This window comes from Pseudomonas sp. GD03862, assembly GCF_029840855.1.
GTDB lineage: Bacteria > Pseudomonadota > Gammaproteobacteria > Pseudomonadales > Pseudomonadaceae > Aquipseudomonas > Aquipseudomonas alloputida.
In genome coordinates this window covers 1-7,301 of record NZ_JAOCDI010000087.1, presented here as the reverse complement: position 1 = coordinate 7,301, position 7,301 = coordinate 1, and the positions used below count along the sequence as shown (strand labels likewise).

General features: G+C 63.6%; 9 protein-coding genes. 2 read left to right on the top strand and 7 right to left on the bottom strand.

Annotated features, from left to right (window positions below):
- Positions 1 to 337 precede the first annotated feature (337 nt).
- The 6 genes from N5D53_RS27295 to N5D53_RS27270 form a co-directional block, all read right to left on the bottom strand.
- Positions 338 to 1,390: a DUF1615 domain-containing protein gene (locus tag N5D53_RS27295; RefSeq protein WP_279841119.1), complete on the bottom strand. Its 1,053-nt coding sequence runs from the start codon at positions 1,388 to 1,390 to the stop codon at positions 338 to 340.
- 26 nt (positions 1,391 to 1,416) lie between these two features.
- Positions 1,417 to 1,968 (bottom strand): hydrolase, encoded by a 552-nt coding sequence (locus N5D53_RS27290; RefSeq protein WP_064490969.1) that lies wholly within the window; start codon positions 1,966 to 1,968, stop codon positions 1,417 to 1,419.
- Positions 1,969 to 2,024: 56 nt separating this feature from the next.
- On the bottom strand, positions 2,025 to 2,744 hold the full coding sequence (locus N5D53_RS27285) for an alpha/beta fold hydrolase (RefSeq protein ID WP_104886213.1): 720 nt from the start codon (positions 2,742 to 2,744) through the stop codon (positions 2,025 to 2,027).
- On the bottom strand, positions 2,741 to 2,962 hold the full coding sequence (locus N5D53_RS27280) for an MbtH family protein (protein WP_016711157.1): 222 nt from the start codon (positions 2,960 to 2,962) through the stop codon (positions 2,741 to 2,743). The genes N5D53_RS27285 and N5D53_RS27280 overlap by 4 nt, the downstream gene beginning before the upstream one ends.
- A 133-nt stretch (positions 2,963 to 3,095) precedes the next feature.
- The gene (locus tag N5D53_RS27275) at positions 3,096 to 3,497 is read right to left on the bottom strand and encodes a hypothetical protein (protein WP_010954639.1); all 402 of its coding nucleotides are present in this window, start codon (positions 3,495 to 3,497) and stop codon (positions 3,096 to 3,098) included.
- A gap of 26 nt (positions 3,498 to 3,523) precedes the next feature.
- The gene (locus tag N5D53_RS27270) at positions 3,524 to 4,408 is read right to left on the bottom strand and encodes a LysR family transcriptional regulator (RefSeq protein ID WP_029615478.1); all 885 of its coding nucleotides are present in this window, start codon (positions 4,406 to 4,408) and stop codon (positions 3,524 to 3,526) included.
- A gap of 146 nt (positions 4,409 to 4,554) precedes the next feature.
- Between N5D53_RS27270 and N5D53_RS27265 the strand changes: the two genes are divergently transcribed.
- On the top strand, positions 4,555 to 5,574 hold the full coding sequence (locus N5D53_RS27265; RefSeq protein ID WP_198747316.1) for an alpha/beta hydrolase: 1,020 nt from the start codon (positions 4,555 to 4,557) through the stop codon (positions 5,572 to 5,574).
- 204 nt (positions 5,575 to 5,778) lie between these two features.
- On the opposite strand, the gene N5D53_RS27260 is transcribed toward N5D53_RS27265, so the two are convergent.
- Entirely contained in the window at positions 5,779 to 6,072 is a 294-nt protein-coding gene (locus tag N5D53_RS27260) for a DUF1330 domain-containing protein (RefSeq protein WP_104886215.1), read from the bottom strand.
- A 78-nt stretch (positions 6,073 to 6,150) separates the two neighbouring features.
- Between N5D53_RS27260 and ribBA the strand changes: the two genes are divergently transcribed.
- Complete coding sequence (ribBA, locus tag N5D53_RS27255; protein WP_279841114.1) at positions 6,151 to 7,272, top strand: bifunctional 3,4-dihydroxy-2-butanone-4-phosphate synthase/GTP cyclohydrolase II; 1,122 nt, start codon at positions 6,151 to 6,153, stop codon at positions 7,270 to 7,272.
- Positions 7,273 to 7,301 lie beyond the last annotated feature (29 nt).

Sequence of the window (7,301 nt, the reverse complement as noted above, 5' to 3'; positions counted from 1 at the left end):
AAAGGGCCGGACCTGCTGGCCAATTTCCACCCGCCGTTCACCGTTGCCGCCGCCACCATATTCGCGGGTAAACCTGCTCCTACACACGCATCAGGGGCTCGTAGGAGCGGGTTCACCCGCGAAAGGGCCGGGCCTGCTGGCCAATCTCCACCCGCCGTTCACCGTTGCCGCCGCCACCGTATTCGCCGGTAAACCCGCTCCTACACACGCATCGGGGGCTCGTAGGAGCGGGTTCACCCGCGAAAGGGCCGGGCCTGCTGGCCAATCTCCACCCGCCGATCACCGTTGCCGCTGCCACCGTATTCGCGGGTAAACCCGTTTAACGGTTGCTGCCAGGCTAACGCTTCATGCACCGCTGATAACGCTCATCCACCCGCCCGGCAAACCAGGCCGTGGTCAGCTTGCGGGTAATCTTCGGGCTCTTCAGCTCGATGCCCGGTAGCACTGCGCGGGGCACCGGTTTGCCGGCTTTGGCATCTGCCAGGGCAAACACCCCGCTGTACAGCTTGCTGTCCTCGAACGCCAGGCTGTCGGCCTCCTCCAGCTGGCTTCGGATCTGCGGGTTACGCAGCCCCAGCTTCACCCCCAGCTTGCGCGCGGCCAGTTCGGTGGTCCCCGGCATGATCGCCCCCGGCGCCACCAGGTCGCCGTCCAGTGCCAACTTCACCCCCGTGACCTTGCTCAATGCCGCCTGGAATGCCGCATTGCGGCTGGCGTACCAGCCCGCGTTGAAATCGGCGAAACGGTAAAGCTGGCGCTCGTAGTTGGCCGGGTAGCCCAACAGGTGGGCAATACCGAAGTACATGCCGCCGCGCCGGCTGAACACTTCCTGGCGAATTGTGCCTTCATGGCTGTAGGGGTAATCCCTTGCATGCTTTTCGGCGAAGTCGATGCTGACCTGCATCGGCCCGCCGGTGTGCACCGGATTCAGCCCGTCCAGCAAGGTCTTGCCCAGCGGCAGGCGTGCAACGACTTCGTCGTACAGTTCACTCAACTGCTTTTCGCTGCGCACCGTCTGCAACCGCTGCTCGTAGCTCTTGCCGTTGCCCGACGGCGTCTTCAGCGCACCGTCGACCAGCAGTTTGGGAATATGCAGGCGCGCAGCGCGGCGGTCGATCTCCTGGCGGGCGATGCGCCCAAGGTTGGGCACCTGTGGGTCCGCAGTGAAGGTCGACTCCTGTTCGGTCACCGCCAGCACTGCGCACAGGTTGCTTTTACTGGGCGCTATGCGCTGGGCTTCGAAGGCTGCCTGGATATCCTTGGCCCAACCCTCGCGGTCCTTGACCTGGGCGGGTAACAGCCGCAACAGCTGCGCACGGACTTTCGCCGGGTCCGCTTCGGGCGCTTCTTCGCGGCGCCCGGCACAGCCTTGCAACAGCACCAGGGCCATCACCGAAATGGCCAGTAACCGGCCGTTCAGGGCTGTTCACCGACCAGATAGGTTTTGCTGATGTGGCGGAACTGCGGGTGCCCGGCACTGCCCATCAACTCGAACAACACCATCTCGCGGGTCACCAACTGCGCGCCGGCGGCACGCATGCGCGCCAGGCCTGCGGCCTTGCTGGCCGGGCTGCGGCTGTCGCAGGCATCCTCGACCACGAACACTTGCTTGCCCAGCGCCAACAGGCCGAGCACGGTCTGCAGCACGCAAACATGGGTTTCCATGCCGCAGACGATCACTTGCTCACGCGCCATCAAACTGGCTGGCAGGCACTCGGCAGCCACGCAGGAAAAGTGACTTTTTTCCACCACTTCGGCTGCCGGCGCTGCGGCCAGCAGTTCGGCCAGGGTATGACCCAGGCCTTTGGGGTACTGCTCGGAAATTACCGTCGGCAGCGCCAGCTCGGCAGTCGCCGCCAGCAACCAACGGGCCCGTGCCCGAGTGCCTTCGGGGTCGCTCATGGCACCGATCAGCTTTTCCTGGATGTCGACGACCAGTAGCGTGGCCTTGAGTGGATCGATCAGCATTGTCTGCCTCTTGCCTGGGAAAACCCTAGCCTCCCCCAGGCAAGCGGTGTCGTCAATCAGGCAGACAGCCGAAGCGGCTGCAGCGACGCGGTCAGCGCAGCGAGCACACGGTCTTCCTGCTCATGGATGAAGAAATGGCCACCCGGGAACATCTGCAGCGAGAACGCGCCGTGAGTTTCACAGCGCCATGCCTGCAGTTGCTCATCGCTGGCCCGGTCATCCACGCCACCCAGCACATGCAGTGGGCACTGCAACGCCGGCCGCTGCCGGTATGTGTAAGTGCCGCACAACAGAAAATCCGCGCGCAAGGTCGGAAGGGTCAGGCTCATCAGCTCAGCGTTGGCCAGCACTTCCTCAGGCGTGCCTTGTAGCGCGCGCAACTCGCTGATCAGCTCGGCGTCGCTCTTGGGCTCGCGCCAGTTGTTGCCGTCGTAGTCCTCACGCCGGGTAGGTGCCGCGGTGCCGCAGGCGAACAAGGCCAGCGGCGCCGGGCAGCCCAATGCCTGCAGCTCATGGGCCAGCTCGAAGGCCAGCAGTGCACCCAGGCTGTGGCCGAGCAGCGCATAAGGAGCGCTTGCCGCCAGTCGCTGCTCGCTGGCCAGTTGCCGAGCCAGCACTTGCATGTCGGTGTGCAGCGACTCGGCCATGCGCGCGCCCCGCCCAGGCAACTCTACCGGGCGCACCTGCAACCATGCCGGCAGCTTGCGCCGCCAGCGGCTGTAGACCATGGCGCTGGCCCCGGAGTACGGCAGGCACAGCAGGTTCAGCACGGTCACTGGGCGGCAGCTTCGGCCATTTTCTGGCGCAGGCTCAGCGGGCGCATGTCGGTCCAGACTTCATCGATGTAGGCCAGGCATTCCTTCTTCAGGCCGCTTTTGCCCACGGCACGCCAGCCATTGGGGATGGCTTTGTAGTCGGGCCAGATCGAGTATTGCTCTTCGTGGTTGACCACTACCTGGAACTGGATATCGTCGCGGTCGAAAACGGAAGTCATTGCCTGTCTCCTTAAATGATGATGCCGCTGCGCGCCTGGCGCAGGGTGGCTTTCAAGTAGACGTAGCAAGCGCTGTAAAAATTAACGGAATTGACGCGCCCCATGTGGCCACGGCCGATGCCGGTATTAACCCTCAGGTATCACGCAACAGGTCGTGCGTATCGAGCAACCGGAACGCAACCTGCGGATTACGCTCCAGCCCGCGCCGGATCGCCGCCGGGATAGACTGCCGGGTCTTGCGGCACAGCCCGGGCTGATCGTCCAGTTCGATGACGATGCCGCGCATGGTCCGTACCTCGTTGTAACCGGGGGCGATGTGCACGCGGATGCCGAGGTTTTCGTACAGGCGCTGCTGCAGACGTTGAAGGTCTTCCAGGTCCTTCAGGTTTTCCAGGCGTTCGAGCAGGCGTTTTTCTTCCTGCCGGGTCAGCAAGAGGATGCGCTGGGCGGCCTGCGGATGGTCGGCCAGTTGCTCGCGGCCGCAGACGCAGGCGCCAGGGGGGCAAGGTTGGCGTAAAGGAACGGGTGTACTCATAGGGCAAGCATAGCCTGTACCGACGGTCAGAGCTGCGCCAGCCGCGCGCGCAGGAAGCTGACAAAACCCTGCACCGGCCGCGCCACCTGCCGGTGCTGCGGATACACCGCCGACAGCTGCAGCGCGGGCGGGCGCCACTCATCCAGAACCGTCACCAGTTGCCCCTCCGCCAACGCCTGCCCAACGATAAAGGTCGGCAGGTAAGTGACCCCCATCCCGGCAATCGCAGCCCCCCGCAGCAACTCGCCATTGTTCGCCCGCATGCGCCCGGTCACCTGAATTGCCTGGGTTTTGCCACCTTTGTGGAATTGCCACTGCACCTGCCGCGAATGCCCATAAGGCAGGCAATCATGCGCGGCGAGCTCATCCGGTATTCCCGGCACTCCCCGTGCTTGCAAATACGCCGGGCTCGCACAGTAGACCCGCTCGACACTGGCGATACGCCGGGCGATCAGGCTGGAGTCCTCCAGTGCACCAATCCGCAGCGCCAGGTCATAGCCTTCACCAATCAGGTCGACGGCGCGGTCGCTCAGGTCTACCTCTACATCAACCTGGGGGTGCAACTGCAGAAACTCGGTCAGCAGGCAACCCAGGTGCGCCATGGCAAACGACAGCGGCGCGCTGAGGCGCAAGGTGCCGCGCAAGACCTGGGCCTGGCCGCTGATGTCGTGTTCGACCTGCTGCACTTCACCCAGCAGGCGCAGGGCCGACTGGTAGTAGTGCTGCCCCAGTGGCGTGGCATCGAGGCGCCGGGTGGAGCGGTTGAGCAGGCGCACGCCCAGGCGCTCTTCAAGCTGCATCAGACGCCGGCTGACCGATTGCTTGGACATGCCCAGACGGTCGGCGGCAGCGGTGAAACTACCGGCCTCCATCACCTGGGCAAAGATCCGCATGTCTTCGTAAGGGTTCATTGTCTCGCTCTTGCTGACAGTCAAACACTTTATAGCGGCTTTTTCCCACGAGTGCATCTGCCTAATCTACGCACAAGTCGCAGCGATGGCCCCTCAGGCCAGGCAAGACGCCCACTACCAACACTTGCACAGAAAAGGATTCGCTCATGAACATTGTCCACAAAGCCCTCACCACCTCCCTCTTGGCCCTGTCTGTTTCCAGTGCCTTCGCCGCAGGCAGCCCTGGTGTCGAACAACACACCCAGGCCTTCCTCGAAGCCCTGGAGAAAGGGGGTGGCAAGCCGCTGGAACAGCTCACACCAAACGACGCCCGCGCGGTACTGACCGGCGCCCAGGATTCGGTGAAGGTCGACCTCTCGGGGATCGAAGTGAAGGAACGCACGATTCAGGCCAATGGCCAATCGATCAAGCTGCAAGTGGTGCGCCCGACTAATGTCAAAGGTGATCTGCCGGTGTTCATGTTCTTCCACGGCGGCGGTTGGGTGCTGGGCGACTTCCCGACCCACCAGCGACTGATCCGCGACCTGGTAGTCGGCTCGGGTGCGGTGGCGGTCTATGTGGACTACACCCCGTCACCGGAAGCGCACTACCCGACGGCGATCAACCAGGCGTACGCCGCGACGCGCTGGGTGGCCGAGCATGGCAAGGAGATCGGCGTGGATGGCAAGCGCCTGGCTGTAGCCGGCAACAGCGTTGGCGGCAACATGGCGGCGGTGGTTGCACTCAAGGCCAAAGAGGCCGGCACCCCTGCCCTGCGCTTCCAGCTGCTGCTGTGGCCGGTGACCGACGCCAGCTTCGAGACAGCGTCGTACAAGCAGTTTGCCGAAGGACACTTCCTGACCACCGGGATGATGAAGTGGTTCTGGAACAACTACACCGTTGATGCAAAGGCGCGGGCGCAGATCTACGCCTCGCCGCTGCGGGCGTCCACCGAACAGCTGAAGGGCTTGCCACCGGCCCTGGTGCAAACGGCTGAGTTCGATGTGCTTCGGGATGAAGGTGAGGCGTATGCCCGCAAGTTGAATGCGGCGGGCGTGACAGTAACCTCGGTGCGCTACAACGGAATGATTCATGACTATGGGCTGCTCAACCCGTTGAGCCAAGTTCCGGCAGTAAAGGCGGCGCTGCGGCAGGCGGGCAACGAACTTAAAGTGCATCTGCAGTGAGGCGATGAGCAAAAGACCCGCCTGGGCGGGTCTTTTGCTTCTATTTGCGGAAACGGCCCGCAGGCTTCAATGAATCTGCCAGCGGTGCGGCAGGTCCGGCCCTTTCGCGGGTAAACCCGCTCCTACACAGGCACCACAACCGTCAAATTCTGTGGTGGCCTGTGTAGGAGCGGGTTTACCCGCGAAAGGGCCGGCAAATCCTGCTCAGGGCTCAAACCCCTCCACAATGATCACCTCAGCCTTCGCCACTCCTTGGCGATGGCTGCATGCCTCTTGGTACAGCGCGGAGCGGTAACAGGCGACGGCCTGCTCGTACGAATCGAACTCGATCACCACACTACGCTGAGGCGTAGCCCTCCCTTCCATCGCCTCGCTACGCCCGCCACGGGCCAGGAAGCGACCGCCGAATGCCTTGAAGGCTGCCGGGGCGCGCTGGGTGTACTGCTGGTATTGCTCGGGGTCGGTCACGTCCACATGGGCTATCCAGTAGGCCTTCATGTGCAGCTCTCCTGTTACGGTGATATTTGTGTATGATGGTATACCATAAAATTCACCCCGCCACAGTGAGCGTGCACCATGGCTTTCAACACCATCGAGGAACTTCTCGAGGACTACCGGCAAGGCAAGATGGTCCTGCTGGTGGATGACGAGGACCGGGAAAACGAAGGCGATCTGCTGATCGCCGCCGAGCGCTGCGACGCCCAGGCCATCAACTTCATGGCTCGCGAGGCGCGCGGGCTGATCTGCCTGACCTTGACCGACGATCACTGCCAGCGCCTGGGCCTGGAGCAGATGGTTCCGGCCAACGGTAGCGTGTTCAGCACCGCGTTCACCGTGTCGATCGAGGCAGCCACCGGGGTCACCACCGGCATTTCTGCCGCTGACCGGGCACGCACCGTGGCAGCGGCCATGGCCCCCAACGCCCGCCCCGAAGACCTGGTGCAACCTGGCCACATCTTCCCCCTGCGCGCCCGCGAAGGCGGCGTGCTGACCCGTGCCGGCCACACCGAAGCAGGCTGCGACCTGGCACGCCTGGCCGGCTTCAGCCCGGCCTCGGTCATCGTTGAAGTGCTGAACGACGACGGCACCATGGCTCGACGCCCCGACCTGGAAGTGTTTGCCGCCCGGCATGGCATCAAGATTGGCACCATCGCCGACCTGATCCACTACCGCCTGAGCACCGAGCAGACCATCAAGCGCATCGGCGAGCGCGAGCTGCCGACGGTGCATGGCACCTTCCGCCTGGTCACCTATGAAGACCGCATCGAAGGTGGTGTGCACATGGCCATGGTCATGGGCGACATTCGCCGCGAACAGCCGCCCCTGGTGCGGGTGCATGTGATCGACCCGCTGCGCGACCTCGTGGGTGCCGAATACGCCGGCCCCGCCAACTGGACGCTGTGGGCGGCGCTGCAGAAGGTGGCCGATGAAGGTACTGGCGTGGTGGTGATCCTGGCCAACCACGAATCCTCCCAGGCCCTGCTTGAGCGCGTGCCACAACTGACCCACCCTGTGCGGCCCTATCAACGTGGCCAGTCCAAGGTGTATTCCGAAGTGGGCACCGGGGCGCAGATCCTCCAGGACCTTGGCGTGGGCAAGCTGCGTCACCTGGGGCCACCGCTGAAATACGCGGGGCTGGCGGGCTATGAGCTGGAGGTGGTGCAGAGCATCCCCTTCGAACCCGGGATTGCAAGCTAAAAGCAACATCAGCAACTGATTTATCGAGG

What these genes read in the sequence shown, in the direction of transcription:
- N5D53_RS27295 (WP_279841119.1), bottom strand. Translation starts at nt 1,390, where the DNA reads ATGGCCCTGGTGCTGTTGCAAGGCTGTGCCGGGCGCCGCGAAGAAGCG.
- N5D53_RS27290 (WP_064490969.1), bottom strand. Translation starts at nt 1,968, where the DNA reads ATGCTGATCGATCCACTCAAGGCCACGCTACTGGTCGTCGACATCCAG.
- N5D53_RS27280 (WP_016711157.1), bottom strand. Translation starts at nt 2,962, where the DNA reads ATGACTTCCGTTTTCGACCGCGACGATATCCAGTTCCAGGTAGTGGTC.
- N5D53_RS27275 (WP_010954639.1), bottom strand. Translation starts at nt 3,497, where the DNA reads ATGAGTACACCCGTTCCTTTACGCCAACCTTGCCCCCCTGGCGCCTGC.
- N5D53_RS27270 (WP_029615478.1), bottom strand. Translation starts at nt 4,408, where the DNA reads ATGAACCCTTACGAAGACATGCGGATCTTTGCCCAGGTGATGGAGGCC.
- N5D53_RS27265 (WP_198747316.1), top strand. Translation starts at nt 4,555, where the DNA reads ATGAACATTGTCCACAAAGCCCTCACCACCTCCCTCTTGGCCCTGTCT.
- N5D53_RS27260 (WP_104886215.1), bottom strand. Translation starts at nt 6,072, where the DNA reads ATGAAGGCCTACTGGATAGCCCATGTGGACGTGACCGACCCCGAGCAA.
- ribBA (WP_279841114.1), top strand. Translation starts at nt 6,151, where the DNA reads ATGGCTTTCAACACCATCGAGGAACTTCTCGAGGACTACCGGCAAGGC.